Here is a 20226-nt window from a genome sequence, read left to right as displayed (position 1 = left end):
GTGCGCGGTCCGCCCCGGACCCGACCACGGAACCTTCACGGCCGCCCCGGACCCGACGACAGCCTCGCCACGATCCGCCGCGCCCCCGGCGACCGGCTCACTACGGTCCGGCCCGGACCCGACGACAGCCAAGCCACGGTCCGCCCCGGACCGACGACGGAACCTTCACGGCCGCCCCGGACCCGACGACAGACCCATCCACGGTCTGCCCCGCTCCCGGTGACGGACCCGTCACGGTCTGCCCCGCTCCCGGTGACGGACCCGTCACGGCGCCCCGGCTACGACGACGGGCTCGCGGACGGCTTCGTTGTTCCCTTCTTCAGGAAGCCCATGTCCTCGTAGACCGGGGTCTGGAAGCCGAACGCGCCCGCGTTGGCCAGGTCGGAACGGGTCACCGTGAGCTGGGGGCGCTGGTAGAGGGGGATCGAGCCGGCGGCGGCCCAGATGTGGGCGTCGGCCTTGCGCACCAGGTCCCGCTCCTCGCCCTCGTCCAGCGTGGCGATGGCCTGGTCGAAGAGCTGGTCCACCTGGTCGGTGCCGACCCGGGTGTAGTTCTGCTCCACGGTGAGCGAGCCGTCCGACGCCGGCACCGGCTTGGCGTAGATCGGCCGGGCATCGGTCGCCGGGAACGCGGTCGCCGGCCAGGAGTACAGCGCCAGGTCGTAGTCGCCGGACGCGACGTGGTCCTTGAAGAAGTCGCCGTCGGAGACCTTGGTGATCTCCGTACGGATCCCGATCTTGTCCAGCATGCGCGCAATACGGTCCCCGACGGTCTGGAGGGACCGGGAACCGGGCCCGGACGGCAGCACGAACGTCAGTCGGAGCGGCTTGCCGTCCTTGGCGAGCACCCCGGCCGGTGCGCCCCCGGGAGCGGCGGTGCCCTTGGGTGCGTAGGCCCCCGGCGGGGGGCCGCCCTGCTGGGCGGGCTCGCGCACGGCAGGCTTGTCGTCCTCGGGGCCGGCCGCCTTCTTCGCCTCCTTGACCGGGCCGGTCACCCAGCCAGCCTCGGCCAGCAGCTTCTGCGCCTGCTTGGTGTCCTGGTTGCCGATGGCACCGCTGCCGTCGGCGTACGCGTCCTGCCCCGCGAGCGCGAGATGGCTGCCGACCGGGACCGCGGGCAGCCCGAGCGGCTTGAGCACCAGTCCGGCCAGCTGGGTGCGGTCCAGCGCCCGGGCCACGGCCCGGCGCACCCGCTCGTCGGCGAGCGGGCCCCGGCCGCCGTTCAGGGCGAGCTGGGTGTAGGCGGGCTCCAGGGACCTGCGGAGCACAAAGCCGTTCAGCGTGCGCCGCTCGCGGGGGCCCGCCACGCCCGGCGAGGCGCCCTCGCTCACCTCCGCGCCCGGCGAGGCGCCCTCGCTCGCCTCCGCGCCCGGCGAGGCGCTCCCGCTCGTGTCCGCGCTCGACGAGGCGCTCTCGCTCGTATCCGCGCTCGACGAGGCGCTCCCGCTCTCCTCCGCACTCGGCGAGGAGCCCTGCGCGGGGGTGCTGGCCTTGACGATTTTGATCCTCTCGGCCTCCTCCGGGTCGACCTCCGCCATGTCGAGCTTCCCGTCGGCGAGCGCGGCGGCCCGCTGGTCGCGCGGCACGGCCACGAGGACGATCTCGGAGAGCTTGGCGGGCCGGCCCCACCAGCGCGGGTTGCGGCTGAGGGTGACGGTGCCGTTCTTGCGGTCGACCGACTGGAGGCCGAAGGGGCCGGCGGTGACCTTCAGGCCTTGTCTCGCCCCGTCGTTGAAGCTGTCCGGGGTGCCCATGACGTCCTTCGGGTACAGCGGCGAGAACAGCGACTTCCAGTCGGCGTACGGCTTGGCGAAGGTGACCTTGACCTCGAGGTTGTTGGCCCCGCGCTCGATCTTCTCGATGCGGTCGTAGCCGGCGTTGCGGGCGGTCCAGTACGCGCGGTCCTTCCCGGACAGGGCGCGCCACTGGGCGGCGAAGTCGTCGGCGCCGATCTCCCGCCCGTCGCTCCAGACGGCCTGCTGGTTGAGGCGGTAGACGACGACCTGCTTGGGCTCGGTCGAGACGACCTTGGCGGACTCCAGGTAGGCGGGGTTCACCTGGGGCCGTCCGTTGACATCGAGCCGGAACATCGAGGGCAGCACGGCCCCCGCGACCCGGTTGGTCGCGGCGTCGGCGTCGGCCTGGAAGACGTTCAGGGTCCCGGGCACGGTCTCGACCGCCCAGCGCAGGGTGCCGCCGTCGCCGACCTGGGCGCGTCCGGCCGGCGCGATGTCCTGTCCGGCGGCCGGTGTGCTCGTCTTCTTCGCGTCGGAGCTGCAAGCGGCGAGCGCGGTCACCGCGAGGGCTCCCGCGGTGAGGAATGCGACCGAGCGCAGCACCGCGCTCCGTCCGACGCCGTCGTGGGACATCACGTCTACCTCCGGGGAGCCGCTCCACGGATGAGCGGGCGTTATGATCAGGTTTGTTGGTATTTGGAGCTGATCAGATGTATGGGCCCACTGAAGAGGAAAGGGTTCGGCGGAAGGCGGCGACACGGCGACGGATGCCGTGAACCCCACCCGTTCGGCGCAAGGGCCCCCCGGTTCGCCAGCGCCGGACCCCCGTTCCTGGGACGCTGAGGGGCGGGAGGCTCGAATCCGATCCGCACGCCCCCACGCGCGCCGGCCAATCGCTGCACGTCCCTTCACACCGACTGGTGTGACGCGCAACACTCGCAGGCGCATGAACGTCACCACCTCGGGCCCACGGGCCCTGGAAGTGAGGTCACGTCATGTCCGTATACGACGAACTGACGTCGGTCCAGCGGTGTCTGGACGATCTGTACCGGTCGGTGGGACGCCTGGAGCAGCAGCTGGGCGGCGGAGGGCTCGAGATGCGCCGGGTCCGCACCGACGCCGACCATCTGCGCGAGAGCGTGGCCCTGCTGCGCGAGGCGGCCACCACCCCCGGCGCGGCCCCGCGTGTCGAGCTGGTGACGATCTCCGACGTCCCGTATGACAGCTCCCTGTGGACCGACTCGGACGACGAGGGCCTCGGCGCCCGGAACCGGCACGCACCCTGACCCCCGGCGCGCCCCGGAGGTGACCGAACCCACAAGAGAGGTGCGCTTTCCTTGACCACTGGAACGGAACCCCCCGACACCGAACCCCGCGCGCCCGGCGGCGGAGTGCGCTCCGGCCCGCGCGCCGCGATCGCCGTCCCGCACCTGCGCACGGACCGCTGGTGGCTGGCGCCCGCCGCCACCGCCGCCGGGCTGCTGGCGTTCGTCGTGTACTCGACCTGGCGGGCCTTCGCCGACGCGGACTACTACGCGGCGCCTTACGTCTCGCCGTTCTACTCGCCCTGCCTGGCGGAGCGCTGCCGGACCATGCACGCGGGCCCGAACGCCGATCTCTTCGGGAGCTGGTGGGCGATCTCCCCGGCGATCATCATCCTTATCTTCCCGCTCGGCTTCCGCCTGACCTGCTACTACTACCGCAAGGCCTACTACCGCGGCTTCTGGCTGTCGCCGCCGGCCTGCGCGGTGGCCGAACCGCACCGGACGTACACCGGCGAGACCCGCTTCCCGCTGATCCTGCAGAACCTCCACCGGTACTTCTTCTACGCGGCCCTGCTGGTGGCGGGCGTCCTCACCTACGACACGGTGCTCGCCTTCCGCGACAGCCACTACCGCTGGGGACACATGGGGCTCGGCACCGTGGTGTTCCTGGTGAACATCGTGCTGATCTGGGCGTACACCCTCTCCTGCCACTCCTGCCGGCACATCGTCGGCGGCAGGCTCAAGCACTTCTCCCGCCACCCCGTGCGCTACCGGATGTGGGGTTTCATCAGCCGGCTGAACGCCCGCCACATGCTGCTGGCCTGGGCGTCGCTGGTCAGTGTGGCGCTCGCCGACTTCTACGTGTACCTGGTGGCGTCCGGCGCCTTCGACGATCCGCGCTTCTTCTAGTGAGTGGGGCCTTGTGATGTCCGTGGTCGACCGTCAGGAGTGGGACGTCGTCGTGGTCGGGGCCGGCGGGGCCGGCCTCAGGGCCGCCATCGAGGCCCGCGAGCGCGGCGCCCGTACGGCCGTGATCTGCAAGTCGCTGTTCGGCAAGGCGCACACGGTGATGGCGGAGGGCGGCATCGCGGCGGCGATGGGCAACGCCAACCCGCACGACAACTGGCAGGTGCACTTCCGCGACACCCTGCGCGGCGGGAAGTTCCTCAACCAGTGGCGGATGGCCGAGCTGCACGCGCGCGAGGCCCCCGACCGCGTCTGGGAGCTGGAGACCTGGGGCGCCCTCTTCGACCGTACGAAGGACGGCCGCATCTCCCAGCGCAACTTCGGCGGCCATGAGTACCCGCGCCTCGCGCACGTCGGCGACCGCACGGGCCTGGAGCTGATCCGCACGCTCCAGCAGAAGGTCGTCTCGCTCCAGCAGGAGGACAAGAAGGAGACCGGGGACTACGAGTCCCGGCTGAAGGTCTTCCAGGAGTGCACGGTCACCCGGATCCTCAAGACCGGGGACCGGGTGTCGGGGATCTTCGCCTACGAGCGTGAATCCGGCCGTTTCCTCGTCCTGGAGGCCCCCGCCGTGGTGATCGCGACGGGCGGCATCGGCAAGTCCTTCAAGGTGACGTCGAACTCCTGGGAGTACACGGGCGACGGGCACGCGCTGGCCCTGCTCGCCGGGGCGCCGCTGCTGAACATGGAGTTCGTGCAGTTCCACCCGACGGGCATGGTCTGGCCGCCGTCGGTGAAGGGCATCCTCGTCACCGAGTCGGTGCGCGGCGACGGCGGGGTGCTCAGGAACTCCGACGGCAAGCGGTTCATGTTCGACTACATCCCGGATGTCTTCAAGGACAAGTACGCGCAGACGGAGGACGAGGCCGACCGCTGGTACGAGGACCCGGACAACAATCGGCGCCCGCCCGAACTGCTCCCCCGGGACGAGGTCGCGCGCGCGATCAACGCCGAGGTGAAGGCGGGCCGCGGCTCCCCGCACGGCGGTGTCTTCCTCGATGTCTCCACCCGAATGCCCGCCGAGGTGATCCGGCGCCGACTGCCGTCCATGTACCACCAGTTCAAGGAGCTGGCGGACGTCGACATCACCGCCGAGGCGATGGAGGTCGGGCCGACCTGCCACTATGTGATGGGCGGCATCGCGGTCGACTCGGACACGGCGGCGGCCCGCGGGGTCCTGGGCCTGTACGCGGCCGGTGAGGTGGCCGGCGGGATGCACGGCTCCAACCGGCTGGGCGGCAACTCGCTCTCCGACCTGCTGGTCTTCGGACGGCGGGCGGGTCTGCACGCGGCGCGGTACGCCACCGGGGCCGTCGAGCGTCCCACGGTGGACGACGCCCAGGTGGACGCCGCCGCGGCGGAGGCCCTGCGCCCGTTCTCGGCGGAGGGGCCGGCGCCCGGTCAGGAGGCCGGAGGCCCGCCGGAGAACCCGTACACCCTGCACCAGGAACTCCAGCAGACCATGAACGACCTGGTCGGGATCATCCGCCGGGACTCGGAGATGCGGCAGGCGCTCCAGAAGCTGGGAGAGCTGCGGGCGCGGGCGCGCCGGGCGGGTGTCGAGGGGCACCGCCAGTTCAACCCGGGCTGGCACCTCGCCCTGGATCTGCGGAACATGCTGCTGGTCAGCGAGTGCGTGGCCCGGGCCGCCCTGGAGCGGACGGAGTCGCGCGGCGGGCACACCCGGGAGGACTTCCCGTCGATGGACCGCGCGTGGCGCCGTATCAATCTGCTGTGCCGGCTGGCCGACCCCACGGGCGGTCTAGCGGCGACGGACCCGGTCCGCGGCCAGATCACCCTGTCCCGCGAGACCACCGAACCCATCCGCCCCGACCTGCTCGCTCTCTTCGAGAAGGAGGAGCTGGTCAAGTACCTGGCCGAAGAGGAGCTGTACGAATGAGCAGCTACGAGGCCCGCTTCAAGGTGTGGCGGGGCGACGCGGAGGGCGGCGGCCTGAAGGACTTCACCGTCGAGGTCCACGACGGTGAAGTGGTGCTGGACATCGTCCACCGCCTCCAGTCCACCCAGGCGCCCGACCTCGCCGTGCGCTGGAACTGCAAGGCGGGCAAGTGCGGTTCGTGCTCGGCGGAGATCAACGGACGGCCCCGGCTGATGTGCATGACACGGATGTCGGTGTTCGGCCGGGACGAGACGATCACGGTGACCCCGCTGCGCGCCTTCCCGGTGATCCGCGACCTGGTGACGGACGTGGGCTTCAACTACCGCAAGGCGCGCGAGATCCCGTCCTTCGTCCCGCCTCCGGACCTCCGCCCCGGCGAGTACCGCATGATGCAGGAGGACGTGGACCGGTCGCAGGAGTTCCGCAAGTGCATCGAGTGCTTCCTGTGCCAGGACACCTGTCATGTGGTCCGCGACCACGAGGAGAACAAGCAGGTGTTCGCGGGCCCGCGCTTTCTGATGAGGGTCGCGGAGCTGGACATGCACCCACTGGACGCGGCCGCGGAGACAGGCCTGGACCGCAGGCGCACGGCCCAGGACGAGCACGGCCTCGGTTATTGCAACATCACCAAGTGCTGCACGGAGGTGTGCCCCGAGAGCATCCGGATCACGGACAACGCGCTGATCCCGCTGAAGGAGCGGGCGGTCGACCGCAAGTACGACCCGCTGGTGTGGCTCGGGTCGAAGATCAGGAGGCGTCCGGCGGCCGGGTGAAAGCCCGCCCGCGGGCGGGCGTCACACCCGCACGCGGCCGGCGCTCCGGCCGAGCAACTGGAGCACCGCGCCGGAGACCAGCAGCACAAGTCCGCAGGCGGACAGGACGTCGAGGGTCGTGCCGCTCACGGTGGGGGCGAACCTGAACAGCACGATCCCCACGACGAAGAGCAGGGCCCCGGAGCCCCACAGCCGGGGCCGCAGCACCTGCCCCCGCCACCGCGGCATGATCAGCCGGCCGGTGGTGAGGGCCAGGGCACCCGTGAGGGCGTAGAGAACGACGACCACCGAAAAGGCGATCAGGGAGATGACGTGCAGCATCGGGTCCCCCGGTCTGTGTTGTCCTGATCATGGCACCGCCGCGCAGGGAAGGCCAGAGCCGCACCCCGGTGGCCGCCCGTACCGGGCACACTCCGCTCGCGGTGCCGCGCCATCGGCCCTACGCTCCGGAATGTGACGCCGCCCCACCGTCGACGCCGGCCGTGCCGGGCCGCCGCGTACCGAGCCGTGCGACGGAGCCCTGCCGCGTTCGGAGCGGTCCTGGTGACGGCGGTCGCGGTGGGGGCGGTGGCCGGGGCCGCACGCGATCCGGCCCTCACCGCCGACCTGGCGCTGCCGCTGACCGTCGCGGTCGCCGCCATGGCGGTGGCGGTGTACACATCGGTGCGGCGCAGACGGCGCACGAGGACGCGCACGACGCCCGGCGGACGCGTGCCCACCGTCGTACCGCCGGACGAACTCGACCGGCGGGTGCAGCGGTTGCTCGTCGCGACCGACGACTGTGTGCGCACCAGCCGGGAGGAGCTGCGGTGGGCCGCCGCGCGCCTCGGGGACGGGGCGATACGGGGGCACGCCGAGGCGGTGGAGCTCGCCGCGTCGGACCTGGCGGCGGCCTTCCGGATGCGGCAGCGGCTCGATGACGGGGAGGGCGGGGCACAGGCGCCGCTGGAGGGGATCATCACGCGGTGCGAGGCGGCCGGGCGGAGACTGGATGCCCAGACGCCGGGGTTCGACCGGACGCGGGCGCTGGAGCGGACCGCCCGGGAGGCGCTGGAGCGCGCCGAGGCAGGGCTGCGGGAAGCGGCGGCGCGGGTCACGGTGGCGGAGGGCACGCTCGCGGGGTTGCGGGAGCGGTATGCGCTGGCCGCGAGTCTGCCGGTCGCCGGCCACGAGGAAGTGGCCAAGAACCGGCTGGCCTTCGCCACGGCCTGCCTCCACCGGGGGCGCCGGGCCGTGGCGCGGGGGGAGACCGGGGACGCGGTGGTCCTGCTGCGCGCGGCCGAGGCCGCCATCGACCAGGCTGACCTGCTGGTGGCCGGTGTTGCACGACTGGCCTCGGCGCTGGCCGCGGCGGAGGACATCCTGCCCGCCGCCCTGACGGCGACGGAGACCGGCCTCGCGGAGGCCGCCCGGGAAACCGGCCGCGCGGAGTTGCGGACCCGGACCGTCCACGGGAAGGCGCTGGTGGCCGAGGTGCGCCGCGAACTGGACCAGGAGGGGCCGCCCGGGCCGGCCGCCGAGAAGAACACATCCGGTGACGCCAGGGCCGGCGGCCAGGAGGCGGCCGGGAGGCCTGGAGCGGGGAGTCCGGGGCCGGTGGGCCGGGGGGCGCTGGATCCGCTCGGGGCACTGCGGCGGCTGGAGGAGGTGACCGCCGGGCTGGACCGGGCGTCCCAACGACGGCCGGAGGGGGCGCGGGCCCTCGACCGGCTGGAGCGTGCCCTGCTCGTCGCCCGCAGCAGCGTCGGTGCCGCGTCGGACTATGTGACCACCCACCGGGGAGCCGTCGGCTGCGAGGCCCGCACCCGGCTCGCGGAGGCGGAGCGGCGGCTGCGCGCGGCGGAGCGCGCGGACACTCCCGTAACCGCCTCTGCTCCTGCGTCCCGGCCGGACCCGGCCGCCACCGCTGCCCCAGCCCCTGCCGCGGCGCTTTGCGAGGCCCAGGAGGCGGACGTGTTCGGCCGCCAGGCCCGGCAGCTCGCGGAGCGGGATGTGCGCGCGTACGGGACGCCGTACGGCGAAGGGCTGTGGACGGGCGGTGCCGTCCTCGGCGGGATCCTGCTCGACGCCCCGCGCCGTCCGGGCGCCCCGGCGGCCCACCCGGGCGACGGCGGTCCCGCGAGCTACGGCGGACCGGACACGCGGGCGCGCAGGGATGGCGGGGTCCTGTTCCGGCCGGAGCGCTCCCCCTAGAACATCGGTCCGGAGCACCCCTCTAGAACAGGCTCAGCAACGCCTCCGCCGGGTCCACGATCCCGTTCTCGCCGTCCGGGAGCGGGAGTTCGAACCAGACCGTCTTGCCGCGCGGCGTGCGCCGCGAGCCCCAGGCCGCGGAGAGCAGGCCGACCAGTTGCAGGCCGCGGCCCCCCTCGTCCGTGTCCCGGGCGCGCCGGCGGCGCGGCTGGACCAGGCCCGCGTCCCACACCTCGCACACCAGCGTCCGGTCGAGCAGCAGCCGCAGTCTGATCTCGCCCTCGCCGTACCGCAGGGCGTTCGTCACCAACTCGCTGACCAGCAGCTCCGTGGTGTCCACCAGGGGCTCGAGGCCCCAGGCGAGCAGCCGGCCGCGCGCGTACTCCCGGGCCCGGCCCACACTGCGCGGCTCCCGCGGCAGCGTCCAGTCCCCGACGCACTCCGCCGGCAGCCCCTGGACACGTGCCATCAGCAACGCGATGTCGTCCTCGCCGTGATGGGTGTCCAGGGTGTTGAGGACGTGGTCGCAGACGTCCTCCAGGGGCTGGGTGGGGTCCGTGAGCGCGCCGACGAACGCCTGGAGGCCCTCGTCCAGTGGATGGTCCCGGGACTCGACCAGGCCGTCCGTGTAGAGCGCGAGCAGGGCGCCCTCCGGCAGCTCGACCTCCACCTCCTCGAACGGCTCGCCGCCCACGCCGAGCGGCATCCCGGGCGGCACGTCCAGCATCAGCGCGGGCTGGCCCGGCTCCACGACCACCGGTGGGAGATGGCCGGCGTTGGCGAACGTGCAACGGCGCGTGACCGAGTCGTAGACCGCGTAGACACAGGTCGCCAGATACACCTCGGACAGGTCGGCCTCGCGCGGCCGGCGGGCGGCGCGGGTGGCCTGCTGGACGCCTCCCGGGGCGCCGAGGTTACGGGCGATCTCGTCGAGCTGGGCCAGGACCTCGGCCGGTTCGAGGTCGAGCTGCGCCAACGTCCGGACGGCCGTGCGCAGTTCGCCCATGGCGACGGCGGCGCGCAGGCCCCGCCCCATGACGTCGCCGACGACCAACGCGGTGCGGTGGCCGGGGAGTTCGATGACGTCGAACCAGTCGCCGCCGACCTCGCTCGGCCGGCCGGTGGCCGCGTTGCCGGGCAGATAGCGGCAGGCGATGTCCAGGCCGGAGGCCTCCGGGTCGCCGGGCGGCAGCAGGGACCGTTGCAGTATCAGGGCGCGTTCGTGCTCGCGGCGGTAGAGGCGCGCGTTGTCGATACAGACCGCGGCGCGCGCGGCGAGTTCGACGGCAAGCGCGCGGTCGCGTTCGCCGAACGGCTCGCTGCCCTTCGCGCGGGAGAACTTGGCGAGGCCGACCACGGTGTCGTGCGCGACCATCGGGACGGCCAGTGTGGACTGGATCAGGCCACCGTCCTCGGCGGGGATGTTCCGGGGGCGGGCGGTCCGCAGGGCGTCCGCGCAAGGGGAGTTGAAGGCGTAGTGGTGGACGGAGCCGACCGCGAGGGGCTCGGTCCCGCCGGCGAAGGGCAGGCCGGCGACGGCGCTGGAGAACGCGACGCGGCGCAGCTCGGCGCTGCCGTCGGCCAGGCCCGGCGGGGTCTCGTCGCCGGCCAGGAGCCCTTGGTGGAGGTCGACGGTGGCGAGGTCGCAGAAGCCGGGCACGACCACGTCGAGAAGTTCCCGGGCGGTGGTCTCCAGGTCGAGGGAGTTGCCTATGCGGGCGCCCGCCTCGTTCAGGAGGGCGAGGTTGCGGCGGGCGGCGGCGGCCTCGCGGGCGGCGGCGCGGCGGGCGGTGACGTCGATGCCGAGCCAGGCGATGCCGATGGGGTGTCCGCTGCCGCTGTGCACGCGGTAGAGGTTGACGGACCAGTGCCTGCGCTCCTCGGAGCCCGGGACGAAGCCCGTGACGTGCATGTCCGTGATCGAGTCGCCGGTCTCCAGGACACGGCGCAGGGTCGCCGCGACGCGGTCGGCCTCCGGGGACTGGAGATAGTCGTGGACGGAGCGGCCGCGGTGCTGGTCGGGGGTGCCGCCGAAGGTCGAGGCGAACCGCTCGTTGGCACGCCGTACCCGCAGGTCCTGGTCGATCAGCAGGAAGCCGAAGGGAGATTGACCGAAAATCGCCTGCGAGGCGGCGAGATCCGTCTCGATGCTGCGGAGCGTGCGGACGTCGACGACGATACACACGGCGGCCCGGTCGCCGTCCTCCGTCACGGTGGGCATCACATAGACCTCGGCGAGCCCCTGGGTCCGCTTCGCGTCGGGCGTCCGGAAGGGGATGACGCCGGTCCATTCCCGGCCGTCGAGGATCTCGGCCATCTTGCGCTGGCCGCGCTCACGCAGCTCGGGCGCGACGAACGCCTCGATGGGGTCCATGCCGACGGCCCGCTCGCGGGGGATGCCGAAGAGCTGCTCGGCGCGCAGGCTCCACTGGTCGACATGCCCGTCGGGGCCGATGGAGAACGAGGCGACCTTGATGTAGTCGTAGAGCGAGCCGGGCGGACTGCTCTGCCACAGGGCGCCGCTCGTCGCGTCGCGCGGTTCGACGGCCACGGCGGAATCCACCGCGGCCGCGTGCCTTGCGCCGCCCGACGGGTCCTCGGACTCCGTGGCCTTCGCTGGTATCTCGCTCACGCGAACCGTCCCCTCCAGCTCACCGCGTCCGGCACCGGTCACCGGGGGCGGCTGCCCGCAGTATCCAGCACTACGGTGCCGCACAACACGGTGTTCACGATCACAGCACGGTCCCGATGCTTTTTGGACCGGCCGGGCCATACTCCCAGTCTTCTAACCAGGTGAAGCCCGGTCGAACCCCCCTGTCCGTGGTCTGCGGTCAGCCGGGAACCGCCAGCTCGAACCAGACCGTCTTGCCGGTGTCCGCCGGGCGGGTCCCCCAGCGCCGCGAGGAGTGGGCGACCAGTTGGAGGCCACGGCCGTCCTCGGACTCGGAGTCGGCGGTGCGCTCGCGGGGCGGGTCGGGCAGCGTGTCGGAGACCTCGACGAGCAGACGGGGGGTGGCACCGCCGGTGCGGACGAGACGGACTCCGATGGGGCCTGTGGCGTGCCGCAGCGCGTTGGTCACCAGCTCGCTGACCAGCAGCGCGGCGACATCGCCGATCTCGTCGAGCCCCCAGGCGCGCAGCTGGCCCCGGACAACGGCGCGAGCGCTCCGTACCGCACCGGGGTCTGCGTGGAACGTCCACTCGGCGCTGGTGCCTTCCGTGTCGAGCACGCCGATCACTTCCCGGGCCAGATGCTCATCATGTCCGGTTTCGAGGGCTTAATGGGCACATACCCGGTATCAGGAGCGCCTTACCGCGCGCCAGGGCGCACTGTGGCACGAACGGCGTAGGGGAGCATGGGCGAACGGCGTAGGAGAGCACGGGCCGCGGGAGCACCACCTGCCCCGGCCGCCTCAGCCCTCAGTCCTTATCGATTCCATACGGCCAGCACGGCCTTGACCGCCGCCACGTCCTGGTCGAGCCAGTCCACGTCCCAGATCTCATCGGGGGTCAGCCAGCGCAGCGCGTCGTGGTCCTGCAGGGGCTCGGGGCGGCCGGCGAGCAGGCGCGCGGTCCACACCCGCAGGACGTACCCCGGCTTCAGCGGCCACTCCCCCGGCACACGCCCGACCGGCTCCGCGGTCACACCGAGTTCCTCCCGCAGCTCGCGCACGAGGGCGTGCTCGGGGGTCTCGCCCGGCTCGACCTTGCCGCCGGGCAGCTCCCAGCGGCCGGCCAGCTCCGGGGGCGCACTACGGCGCGCGGCCAGGAGGCGGCCGTCGTCCAGCAGGGCGGCGCCGACCACCACGATCGGTTGCGTCATGCGCCGGAGCCTACGGGAGCGCGCGGCGGATCACACTCCGGGCCGCTCACCCCGCCGGGCGCCCCCCTGGCCGATGCGCTCGACCCAGTAGAGCTGCTTGTGCCCGCGGTCGTCGAGGCTGTCCACGATCTTCTGGGCCTCGGCGCGGGTTGCGTACCTGCCCACGCGGTAGCGGTTGCCGTTGTCGTCCTGCCGTATGACGAGCCAGGGAAGAGTGACCGTGCTGTCGTTCACCGCGCCCCTCCACTTCCGGCCCCCGGCTCCCGCCGCGCCCCGCCCACCAAGGAAACCGCACTGCGCATATGCCCGAGCCTACGCCTAACCTTCACGGAGCGAATACGGCTTTTCACAAAGAGGTACGCAACCAGCCACGTCACAGGGGCGCGCGCCGTCGTGTGCGCCGTCACACGCGCCCCGCGCGCATACAGAACAGCCCGGAACACGGAGGGATCGCGAGGCGAAGCACACGAAGAAACGACCGGATTGCGACCGCGCCGAGAGCGGACGGCCCCCATTGAGGGGTCGACTCAACTTCCTTGATGGACAGCCGACTTGGGGCCCGACTGACGGCCGCCCGCGTAGAGAGGACCTGAACCCAGGGCGGAGGGCGTGCCGCCGGGGGCCGCGCACGACCCCTCTCACTTCACCGGCAGGTGGGAGGCCCCTACTCACCGGCAGGTGGGAGGCCCCTACTCACCGGCAGGTGGCATGCCGCTACTTCACCGGCAGGTGGGAGAGCCCCTACTTCACCGGCATGTGGCACGCCGCTACTTCACCGCAGGTGGGAGAGCCCCTACTTCACCGGCAGGTGGTACGCCACCCGATAGCGATCCGCCGGCACCACCACATCCGCCGTTTCCACCGGGCGACCCGAGGCGTAGTAGGTCCGCTGGACGACCAGCACGACATGGCCCGGGACGCCGCCCAGCGCGAGCAGTTCCTCCGCGAGGCCGGGGCGGGCGCCCACCTCCTCCGTGACGTTGTCCACGATCACGTCGATGGCCGCCATGCGCTCGACGACCCCCATGCCGCCGAGGGGTCCCTCCTCGGGGAGCATCACCGGGGTGCGGCCGGTCAGCGCGAGGGGCTCCCACGACGTGGAGAGCATCATCGCCTCGCCCGCCTCCCGGAAGACGTACTTCGTGCGCATCACGCGGTCACCCGGCTGGATGCCGAGCCGCTCGGCGATGGCGCCGCTCGCCTCCCTCTGCTCGCTGCGCGACTCCCAGGTGCCACGCACGGAAGCGTCCGCCTGCTCCTGGCGGAAGGGGGTGGCACCGCCCTGAGGCCGGAACCCCGAGCGGGCCACCCGGCGCGGCACCGGCCGCTCCCGGACATAGGTGCCCGACCCGGAGCGGCCCTCGACCAGCCCCTCGGCCATCAGGACCTTGCGGGCCTCCAGGGCGACCGTGTCCGAGACGCCGTACTCCTCGCGAATGCGGGCCTGAGAGGGGAGGCGTGTGTGCGGCGGCAGCAGCCCGTCGACGATCTTCTTACGGAGATCACCCGCGACACGCAGATACGCCGGCTGCTCACCGAAAGTCACTGGCCGCTCCCATCAGCTTGTACAGACAGCAACAGCCTGGCAACCGTGGGTTGTGTCACGCAAGTGGTGGCCAGAGAATCACTCGATGTGATGACAGGGTTGGCCCGGCGTCTTTACGCAGGCATTTCCTGCCCGGGTATCGCCGCCGTCACACCTGTTTTCTGTCGTCGGAGGCCCCTCCGAAGCCCTCGCCGTCCTCGGTGTCCCGCGACGGAGGAGTCGTGGCCAGGCCCAGAGCCTTGCGCGCCGTGACCGCCGCACGGCCCCCAGGAGCGGCTGCCCCGGTCGTAGTGGACGTGGAAGGTGTCGGCGTCGGCGGCAGCCGCCGCCCCACCCCACTCCTCGCGGGCCCGGTCCAGGGCCGCCGTCTGAACGGCGACCGGCCCTTTGGCACCCTCCGGTCAGGAGTGGGCGGGCAGCCGCCGGGTCTGGTCGGCGAGCGCCGTGGCGACCCGCGCCGCCCACTTGCGATGGCCCGGCAGCTCAGCGCCGGCGGGGCTCCTGGACGGGCCGACGACGGCGCGGGACCGCCCGCGCGGGGGCGTCCCGCGCGGGCGGTCCCGCGAGACTGGCGAGGGCCCCGGAACCGGGGACGAAGAGCCGCGATCAGAACCGGAGCGCCCAGGAGTCGATCTTCCCCGTGTCGAACATCGCGTAGTCGCCGACCCTCAGCCGCCAGGTGCCGTTCGCCGTCCGGGACGGGGCGTTCACGGTGTACGTGGTGTTGATGTCGTGCGTACTGCCGCCGGATCCCAGGGGCTTGAGGAGGTACGTGATGCCGTCCGGCGCGACCAACTGGACCTGGAGGTCGCCGATGTAGGTGTGCGCGATGTGCACCTCGACGGCGAGGGACGCGGGGGCCTTGCCCGGGACCCCGGTGACCGTGATCGGCGACTCGACGGTGGAGAAGTCGCGGATCGGGTAGTCCGTGGTGTTCACGAAACGGGGCCGGGACGGGGGCGGCGGGGTGGACCCGCCCGCGGCGACGTCGAGCAGCCGGTTGGGGGAGCCGCTTCCCGGGGAGGTGACGACACCGGTGGTCGCGGCGGCCGTCAGCGCGGCGGCGACCTGCGCGGGCGTGGCCCCCGGGTGGTCACCCAGATAGAGGGCAGCCGCCCCCGTCACATGCGGCGTCGCCATCGACGTACCGGACAGCGTGGCTGTGGCCGTGTCGCCGGTGTTCCACGTGGACTTGATCGAGGAGCCCGGCGCGAAGAGGTCCAGCGTCGAGCCGTAGTTGGAGTAACCGGCGCGCGCGTCGCCCTGCGCGACGGCACCGACGGTGATCGCCTCGCCGACCCGGGCGGGTGAGTAGCCGGAGGCGTCGTCGTCGCTGTTGCCCGCGGCGACCGCGAAGGTGACGCCCGAGGCGATGGTGTTCCGGACGGCGGTGTCGAGCGCGCTGTCGGCGGAGCCGCCGAGGGACATGTTGGCCACGGACGGGCCGCTGTGGTGCTGGGCCACCCAGTCGAGGCCCGCGACGACGTTGTCCGTGGTGCCGTAGCCCGAGTTGTCCAGGACGCGGACGGCGACGATCTTCGCCTTCTTGGCGACGCCGTACGCGGTACCGGCGACCGTGCCCGCGACATGGGTGCCATGGCCGTTGCCGTCCTGGGCGACGTTGTCGTTGTCGACGGCGTCGTAGCCGTAGGAGGCGCGACCGCCGAAGTCGCTGTGGGTGATGCGAACGCCGGTGTCGATGATGTAGGCGGTCACGCCCTGCCCCGCCGAGTCGGGGTAGGTGTATCCGCCGTCGAGGGGCAGGTTCCTCTGGTCGATGCGATCCAGCCCCCAGGAGGGCGTAGGGGACTGGGTGGACGCGATGTGGAGGACGCGGCTCTGGACGACGGAGGCGACCGCCGGGTCCGCGGCGAACCGCCGCGCGGCGGACGCGGTGGCGTGGATCGCGTAGCCGTTGAGCGCCTTCACATAGGTGTGCCCGATGGTGCAGGCGTACTTCCGGGCAAGTTCCCTGCCGCTCTGGGAGTCGGCTCGCACGCCGTTCTTGAGGAGGACGATGTAGCTGCCCGGGACGGTGTCCGCCGTGCCCTCGTACCGGACCGTGCCCTGGGGGACGGGCGCCGCGTGGGTGGGAGCGGCGCAGACGAGGCCGACGAGCAGAGCCGCCGTGCCGATCCCGGCCAGTCGTCGCCGAGCCTGCCGCATCACTGGCATCCGGGAGTCCTCCTCATCGGTGGAAACGCTGTTGGCGCCTCGGTGGTGGTGCGGGTGCGCGAGGCGTGCGACGGTGCGGGCGCGACGAGCGCGAGCCCAACACGGGCATGAGACGGCGATCATGACATAGCGTTACGAACCGGACAACTACCCTGGCCGCATGACACTGTTGCCGGACTGTTTCTGCCCGGCGGACGGCACCCGCGTGACCGCGGAGTCGCTCGCCTGGTGCTGCCCCGTCTGCCGGGGGCCGCTGGACCTGGACTTCGCGCCGACCCCCGCACCGCTCAAGTCCGTCAAGGGACGGGTGAACTCCCTGTGGCGGTACGCGGAGACCCTGCCGCTGGCCACCCCCTCGATCAGCCTCGGTGAGGGCCGTACGCCGCTCGTGGAGCTGAGGGACGGCATCTGCGCCAAGCTCGACTTCCTGATGCCGACCCTGTCCTTCAAGGACCGCGGCGCGGTGCTGCTCATCGGACTGGCGCAGCGGCTGGGCCCGCGGCAGGTGGTCTCCGACAGCAGTGGCAACGCGGGCACCTCGATCGCCGCGTACTGCGCCCGGGCCCGCCTGCCGTGCACGGTGTACGTGCCGGAGGGGACCTCCGCCGAGAAGCGGGAGCAGATCGGGGCACACGGAGCACGGGTGCACCTGGTCGACGGCGACCGGGAGGCGGCGGCGCAGGCGGCCCGTCAAGCGGCGGACGAGCCGGGGGTGTTCTACGCCTCGCACGCCTACAACCCGTACTTCCTGCACGGCACCAAGACCTGCGTGCACGAGCTGTGGGAGGACTTCGGGGGTCGGCTCCCGGATGTGCTCGTACTGCCCGTCGGCAACGGCACTCTGCTGCTCGGCGCGACCCTGGCCGTCGCCGAGCTGTTCGCGGCGGGCCTGATCGACCGCCGCCCGGCGCTGTACGCGGTGCAGGCAGCGGCGGTCGCACCGCTGGCGCACGCCTGGGAGGAGGGCGCCGAGGACCTGACGGGCCCCACGCCCATGGCCCCCACGTTCGCCGAGGGCATCGCGATCCCCCGCCCTCCGCGGGCCCGCCGGATCCTGCGCGCGGTACGCGACTCGGGCGGCCGGTTCCTGACCGTGACGGAGGATCAGATTCGGCACGCCCAGCAGGATCTGGCGTCCCAGGGCCTGTATGTCGAGCCGACGGCGGCAGTCGGCTGGGCGGCGGCGCGGGAGGGGCTGCTGGAGTCGATTCCCCCGTCCCGGCTCCGCTCGAACGGCGGGATCGCCCCAGTGGTGGTGCCGCTGTGCGGGGCCGGGCTGAAGACGGGGCCGGCCCGTGGCTAGCCGGGGCGGGGGGAGGAGCGGGTGCGGGTTTCGGGTGTGGGCTGATGTCGTAGGAAGCGGGGGTGCGATCCCAGGCGTGCGCTGACGCCGAAGGAAGCGGGTGCGATCCCAGTCATGCGCTGACGCCGAAGGAAGCGAGCTCGGTCCCAGTCGTGCGCTGACGCCGAAGGAAGCGGGTGCGATCCCAGTCATGCGCTGCCGCCGAAGGGAGTGGGCGCAGGTCCCCGCGGGTCCCGGGTCAGGCCGGTTCGGTGGCCAGCCGCTGCTGCTCCTCCTCGACGATGCGGCGGGCCAGGGCCGCGTCCGAGACGTCGACGGCGTCCGGGGTGGCCTCCGCGACCTCGCTGCGCCGGGCGTAGGCGTCGAAGAGGCGATCCTTGTTCTTCAGGATGCGCAGCAGCCGGTCGTCCACCGTGTCCGTCGCCAGCAGACGGTGCACCTGGACCGTGCGGACCTGGCCCATGCGATGGGCGCGGGCCACGGCCTGGTGCTCCAGCGTCGGCTTGACCTGCGGCTCGCACAGGATCACCACGGAGGCCGCCTGGAGGTTCAGGCCCGTGCCGCCCGCCTCGATCTGGGCGAGCAGCACCGCATGCCCGTCGGCCGCGGCGAAGTCGTCCACCAGCCGCTGCCGGCGGGCGGCGGGTACCTCCCCCGAGACGGACCCGACCACGCCGTCCCCGAGAACGCGGCGCACCGTGGCGAGCACGTCGCGGAAGTACGAGAACACCACCACCTTCAGCCCGTTCTCCGCGGCCTCCCGCACCAGCTCGCGCAGCCGGCGCAGCTTGGCGGAGTGCTCGGCGTCGGCGTACGCGGCCCGGCGCATCGCCATGAAGTTCCCCTCGGTGACCGCCTTGCGGTAGGCGTCCCGGTCCGCGTCGCTCGGCTCCTCCCAGGCGTCGACCTGCACCAGCGCGGGCAGCTCGGTGAGGACGTCCTGCTGGTTGCGCCGCAGATAGGCGGGGGCGACCGCCGCGCGGAAGGCATGCGGCCCGGCGGCCCCGGCGCCCTGGTGGACCACGGGCAGCAGATCGGGGCGGAGGTGGCGGACCAGGGCCCGGAACTCGTGCACCCGGTTCTCCATGGGCGTGCCGGTCAGGAAGAGGACACGGCCACAGGCCTCGGTCCACACCGTGACGGCCCTGGCGCGCCGGGTGCCGGGGTTCTTGACGTAGTGCGCCTCGTCGACGACGAGCATGCCGGGCGGTGTGCCGCCGGGCGCGGGCAGGGTGTGCAGCGTGTCATAGGTGGTGACGGCGACACCGCCGCGCTCACGCCACTCCTCGTGGGCCTCCAGGCGGTCCGGCCCGTGCACGGGCAGCGCGCGCAGGGTGCTGCGGGCGGCGATTTCCCGAGTCCAGTTGATCAGTACCCCGGCCGGGCAGACGACGAGGAAGTGGCTGTGCCCCTCGGCCGCGAGATGGGCGAGCGCGGCGATGGCCTGGACGGTCTTGCCGAGGCCCATCTCGTCGCCGAGCACGACGCGGCGCTGGGCGAGGGCGAACCGGGCACCGAAGGACTGGTAGCCGCGCAGGGAGACCCGGCGGTGCGTGTCGTCGAGCGGCTGGGCGCGCACCCGCTCGGCGACCTCCGCCGGCAGGGAGCCCGCACCGGCTTCGACGCCGGGGCCCTGTGCGCAGATCTCGGCGAGCAGGCTGTAGTACTCCGCGGACCGCACCTCGAAGTCGACACGCGCCTCCAGTTCGGAGACGGGGCCGCGCAGCAGGTCGGCGTTGGCCTGGGCGAGCAGCAGCGGTACGGCGCGGGCCGCCGCGTCGGCCAGCAGCTCCCCGGTCCCCGCGACCGCGGCGAGCGCCTCCTGACGTCTGCGCCGTCCGAGGAGCGCGAGACGCAGCCGTGCGCCGGCGGTCCGGGCCGCGGGCAGCAGGGTGCCGAGCCGTTCGTCGAGCCGCGCGGCGGCGTCAACGGCCCGGTGCAGTTCGGGCCCGGCCTCGACGAGAGGGTGCAGGGCGGCGAGGAGGGCGGTGGTGCGCGGGTCGGGGCGGTCCACATCGAGGCGGACGGTGACCGTCTCCTCGACGGCCGCCGCGATCTGCCGGGCGGCGGCGAGCGCGCGGTCGGCGGTCTGCTGCCCCACGCCGGGCACCTGGCGCAGCTCGTAGCGGCCGGCCTCGTGCACGGACCGCACGCTCGCGAACCCGGCGGCCTCGATCGCCGCGATCCGCAGCCGCCCCTCGGTGGCGTCCTTCAGCCGGGCGACCGGGATGCCCTCCAGCTCCCGGGCGACGAGTTCCGCCCGCAGCGGCGCGAGGGCCGTCCGCACCGCCTCCAGCGCCCGGGCATGGTCGCCCAGCAGGGCACGCGCGGCGTCGTGCAGCCGCGTCGCCTCTGCCGACAGCGCCCGCGCCCCGCGCCCCACCGGCGCCGCGCCGCCGCCCCCGGCCGTCCCCACAGCCCCCATGTCGCCCCTCGTGTGCGGTGCCGCCCCGATGCGCGCACATCCTGCCATGGGGCACCGACAGGGGCGGCCGCCCCCGATGCCCGTTGTCGCGTGCTCGCGGCCCTGGACGAGGAGCCGTCCC

At 72.9% G+C, this 20226-nt stretch carries 14 protein-coding genes and 1 pseudogene; 6 read left to right on the top strand and 9 right to left on the bottom strand.

The features are described from left to right. Window positions 1-278: 278 nt before the first annotated feature. Window positions 279-2369, bottom strand: coding sequence for an ABC transporter family substrate-binding protein (locus tag ACIP94_RS08830; protein WP_402421541.1), 2091 nt, complete (start codon window positions 2367-2369; stop codon window positions 279-281). Between the two features lie 362 nt (window positions 2370-2731). On the opposite strand from ACIP94_RS08830, the gene ACIP94_RS08825 reads away from it, so the two are divergent. The 4 genes from ACIP94_RS08825 to ACIP94_RS08810 are packed head-to-tail and all read left to right on the top strand — an operon-like array spanning window position 2732 to window position 6640. Beyond that, window positions 2732-3022, top strand: a complete 291-nt coding sequence (locus ACIP94_RS08825; protein WP_402421539.1) for a hypothetical protein — start codon at window positions 2732-2734, stop codon at window positions 3020-3022. A 51-nt stretch (window positions 3023-3073) separates the two neighbouring features. Beyond that, window positions 3074-3910, top strand: a complete 837-nt coding sequence (locus tag ACIP94_RS08820) for a hypothetical protein (protein WP_402421536.1) — start codon at window positions 3074-3076, stop codon at window positions 3908-3910. Window positions 3911-3926: 16 nt separating this feature from the next. Further along, window positions 3927-5867 (top strand): fumarate reductase/succinate dehydrogenase flavoprotein subunit, encoded by a 1941-nt coding sequence (locus ACIP94_RS08815; protein WP_402421533.1) that lies wholly within the window; start codon window positions 3927-3929, stop codon window positions 5865-5867. After that, entirely contained in the window at window positions 5864-6640 is a 777-nt protein-coding gene (locus ACIP94_RS08810; protein ID WP_402421530.1) for a succinate dehydrogenase/fumarate reductase iron-sulfur subunit, read from the top strand. The genes ACIP94_RS08815 and ACIP94_RS08810 overlap by 4 nt, the downstream gene beginning before the upstream one ends. A gap of 21 nt (window positions 6641-6661) precedes the next feature. Here ACIP94_RS08810 and ACIP94_RS08805 read toward each other — a convergent pair whose 3' ends face one another. Further along, on the bottom strand, window positions 6662-6961 hold the full coding sequence (locus tag ACIP94_RS08805) for a hypothetical protein (RefSeq protein ID WP_402421527.1): 300 nt from the start codon (window positions 6959-6961) through the stop codon (window positions 6662-6664). A 186-nt stretch (window positions 6962-7147) separates the two neighbouring features. Between ACIP94_RS08805 and ACIP94_RS08800 the strand changes: the two genes are divergently transcribed. Continuing rightward, window positions 7148-8833, top strand: a complete 1686-nt coding sequence (locus ACIP94_RS08800; RefSeq protein WP_402421524.1) for a TPM domain-containing protein — start codon at window positions 7148-7150, stop codon at window positions 8831-8833. A 22-nt stretch (window positions 8834-8855) separates the two neighbouring features. Here ACIP94_RS08800 and ACIP94_RS08795 read toward each other — a convergent pair whose 3' ends face one another. The 6 genes and pseudogenes from ACIP94_RS08795 to ACIP94_RS08770 all read right to left on the bottom strand — a co-directional run bounded on the left by ACIP94_RS08795 (window position 8856) and on the right by ACIP94_RS08770 (window position 16377). Next, a complete protein-coding gene (locus tag ACIP94_RS08795; protein WP_402421522.1) occupies window positions 8856-11465 on the bottom strand; it encodes a SpoIIE family protein phosphatase in 2610 nt (869 codons plus the stop codon). Between the two features lie 199 nt (window positions 11466-11664). Further along, entirely contained in the window at window positions 11665-12072 is a 408-nt protein-coding gene (locus ACIP94_RS08790) for an ATP-binding protein (protein WP_402421520.1), read from the bottom strand. A 188-nt stretch (window positions 12073-12260) separates the two neighbouring features. Continuing rightward, a complete protein-coding gene (locus ACIP94_RS08785) occupies window positions 12261-12656 on the bottom strand; it encodes a (deoxy)nucleoside triphosphate pyrophosphohydrolase (protein ID WP_402421518.1) in 396 nt (131 codons plus the stop codon). Between the two features lie 30 nt (window positions 12657-12686). Beyond that, window positions 12687-12941 (bottom strand): annotated as a pseudogene (locus ACIP94_RS08780) (hypothetical protein); the annotation flags it as partial. A gap of 508 nt (window positions 12942-13449) precedes the next feature. Continuing rightward, a complete protein-coding gene (locus ACIP94_RS08775) occupies window positions 13450-14202 on the bottom strand; it encodes a GntR family transcriptional regulator (protein WP_402421515.1) in 753 nt (250 codons plus the stop codon). 606 nt (window positions 14203-14808) lie between these two features. Next, window positions 14809-16377, bottom strand: a complete 1569-nt coding sequence (locus ACIP94_RS08770) for a S8 family peptidase (RefSeq protein WP_402421513.1) — start codon at window positions 16375-16377, stop codon at window positions 14809-14811. A 160-nt stretch (window positions 16378-16537) separates the two neighbouring features. Here ACIP94_RS08770 and ACIP94_RS08765 point away from each other — a divergent pair, with 160 nt between their 5' ends. Next, window positions 16538-17680, top strand: coding sequence for a threonine synthase (locus ACIP94_RS08765; protein ID WP_402421511.1), 1143 nt, complete (start codon window positions 16538-16540; stop codon window positions 17678-17680). Window positions 17681-17918: 238 nt separating this feature from the next. Here ACIP94_RS08765 and ACIP94_RS08760 read toward each other — a convergent pair whose 3' ends face one another. Then, window positions 17919-20105, bottom strand: a complete 2187-nt coding sequence (locus tag ACIP94_RS08760; RefSeq protein ID WP_402421509.1) for a DEAD/DEAH box helicase — start codon at window positions 20103-20105, stop codon at window positions 17919-17921. Between the last annotated feature and the right edge of the window lie 121 nt (window positions 20106-20226).

The sequence above is a fragment of the Streptomyces sp. NPDC093261 genome (assembly GCF_044753645.1).
In the GTDB taxonomy this organism is placed as follows: domain Bacteria; phylum Actinomycetota; class Actinomycetes; order Streptomycetales; family Streptomycetaceae; genus Streptomyces.
The sequence above is the reverse complement of the archived record's forward strand: the minus strand, read 5'-3'. Positions and strand labels throughout refer to the sequence as shown.

Coding starts and splice junctions, on each gene's coding strand:
- ACIP94_RS08765 (WP_402421511.1), top strand. CDS start 16,538: ATGACACTGTTGCCGGACTGTTTCTGCCCGGCGGACGGCACCCGCGTG.
- ACIP94_RS08760 (WP_402421509.1), bottom strand. CDS start 20,105: ATGGGGGCTGTGGGGACGGCCGGGGGCGGCGGCGCGGCGCCGGTGGGG.
- ACIP94_RS08810 (WP_402421530.1), top strand. CDS start 5,864: ATGAGCAGCTACGAGGCCCGCTTCAAGGTGTGGCGGGGCGACGCGGAG.
- ACIP94_RS08805 (WP_402421527.1), bottom strand. CDS start 6,961: ATGCTGCACGTCATCTCCCTGATCGCCTTTTCGGTGGTCGTCGTTCTC.
- ACIP94_RS08830 (WP_402421541.1), bottom strand. CDS start 2,369: ATGTCCCACGACGGCGTCGGACGGAGCGCGGTGCTGCGCTCGGTCGCA.
- ACIP94_RS08770 (WP_402421513.1), bottom strand. CDS start 16,377: ATGCCAGTGATGCGGCAGGCTCGGCGACGACTGGCCGGGATCGGCACG.
- ACIP94_RS08815 (WP_402421533.1), top strand. CDS start 3,927: ATGTCCGTGGTCGACCGTCAGGAGTGGGACGTCGTCGTGGTCGGGGCC.
- ACIP94_RS08825 (WP_402421539.1), top strand. CDS start 2,732: ATGTCCGTATACGACGAACTGACGTCGGTCCAGCGGTGTCTGGACGAT.
- ACIP94_RS08785 (WP_402421518.1), bottom strand. CDS start 12,656: ATGACGCAACCGATCGTGGTGGTCGGCGCCGCCCTGCTGGACGACGGC.